This is a genomic window from Vibrio sp. Isolate32, assembly GCF_022397955.1.
In the GTDB taxonomy this organism is placed as follows: domain Bacteria; phylum Pseudomonadota; class Gammaproteobacteria; order Enterobacterales; family Vibrionaceae; genus Vibrio.
Genome location: NZ_JAKEUQ010000068.1, coordinates 1 through 2,134 on the forward strand (window position 1 = coordinate 1; position 2,134 = coordinate 2,134).

At 59.9% G+C, this 2,134-nt stretch carries 1 protein-coding gene; it reads right to left on the reverse strand.

Translation table 11 applies throughout. The annotated features are described in order from the left end of the window. The coding region (locus L1D11_RS22345; protein ID WP_239862809.1) for a hypothetical protein at positions 1-2,134 on the reverse strand (2,134 nt) is incomplete at both ends.

Genomic DNA, 2,134 nt, shown 5'->3' on the forward strand with positions numbered 1-2,134 from the left:
CCACCACTCCACCACTGCCATCAGTGTCAAAGAGCACAACTTGACTGTCACTGAGCTCGGTGTCGTTGCCGACGTAATCGAGCACGCGCACTTGGTACGTTACGTTATCGCCATCCGCTCGAACATTCGCATCCACGTAACTCCAGCTGCTGCCGCTGACCGTGGCGTCGTTCCACGTCGCGCCGCCGTCAAGGCTCACTTGGACAATGTCGTTGTTGACCGTGCCGSTCAGGCTACCGCTSACGGTGATGCCATCGACGTCGTTGGTGATGAAGTCCGTCGCCAGACCCGAGTCGTCGGTGATGCTGTCGATAGAGACCGCGGTCACGCCTGAGTTGGTGCCGCCGGTACCCGTACCGGTGCCGCCGCCACTGCCGTCAATGTCAAAGGTCACATCTTGGCTGTCACTGAGCTCGGTGTCGTTGCCGACGTAATCGAGCACGCGCACTTGGTACGTCTGCACTTCCCCGTCGGTGCGGGTGCTGGCGTCCACGTAACTCCAAGATAGACTACTGACCGTGGCGTCGTTCCACGTCGCGCCGCCATCAAGGCTCACTTGGACGATGTCGTTGTTGACCGTGCCGGTCAGGCTACCGCTCACGGTGATGCCATCGACATCATTGGTGATGAAGTCCGTCGCCAGACCTGAATCGTCGGTGATGCTGTCGATAGAGACCGCGGTCACGCCTGAGTTGGTGCCGCCGGTACCCGTACCGGTGCCGCCGCCACTGCCGTCAATGTCAAAGGTCACATCTTGGCTGTCACTGAGCTCGGTGTCGTTGCCCACATAATCGAGTACGCGCACTTGGTACGTCTGCACTTCCCCGTCGGTGCGGGTGGTGGCGTCCACGTAACTCCAGCTGCTGCCACTGACCGTGGCGTCGTTCCACGTCGCGCCGCCGTCAAGGCTCACTTGGACAATGTCGTTGTTGACCGTGCCGGTCAGGCTACCGCTGACGGTGATGCCATCGACATCATTGGTGATGAAATCCGTCGCTAGACCTGAATCGTCGGTGATGCTGTCTATCGCAACACCAGTGATACCCGAGCTGGTGCCACCGGTACCCGTACCGGTGGCGCCGCCACTGCCGTCAATGTCAAAGATCACGTCTTGGCTGTCACTGAGCTCGGTGTCGTTGCCCACATAATCGAGTACGCGTACTTGGTACGTTACGTTATCGCCATCCGCTCGAACATTCGCATCCACGTAACTCCAACTGCTGCCACTGACCGTGGCGTCGTTCCACGTCGCGCCGCCATCAAGGCTCACTTGTACAATGTCGTTATTGACTGTTCCGGTCAAGCTACCGCTCACGGTGATGCCATCCACATCGTTGGTGATAAAGTCTGCCACACCCGAGTCGTCGGTGATGCTGTCGATAGAGACCGCGGTCACGCCAGAGCTGGTGCCACCGGTACCCGTACCGGTGCCGCCGCCACTGCCGTCAATGTCAAAGGTCACGTCTTGGCTGTCACTGAGCTCGGTGTCGTTGCCCACATAATCGAGTACGCGCACTTGGTACGTCTGCACTTCCCCGTCGGTGCGGGTGGTGGCGTCCACGTAACTCCAAGATAGGCCACTGACCGTGGCGTCGTTCCAGGTCGCGCCGCCATCAAGGCTCACTTGGACAATGTCGTTATTGACTGTTCCGGTCAGGCTACCGCTGACGGTGATGCCATCCACATCGTTGGTGATGAAGTCTGTCGCCAGACCTGAGTCGTCGGTGATGCTGTCGATAGAGACCGCGGTCACGCCTGAGTTGGTGCCGCCGGTACCCGTACCGGTGCCGCCGCCACTGCCGTCAATGTCAAAGGTCACGTCTTGGCTGTCACTGAGCTCGGTGTCATTGCCGACGTAATCGAGCACGCGCACTTGGTACGTCTGCACTTCCCCGTCGGTGCGGGTGGTGGCGTCCACGTAACTCCAAGATAGACCACTGACCGTGGCGTCGTTCCACGTCGCGCCACCGTCAAGGCTCACTTGGACAATGTCGTTGTTGACCGTGCCGGTCAGGCTACCGCTGACGGTGATGCCATCGACATCGTTGGTAATGAAGTCTGTCGCCAGACCTGAGTCGTCGGTGATGCTGTCGATAGAGACCGCGGTCACGCCTGAGCTGGTGCCGCCGGTACC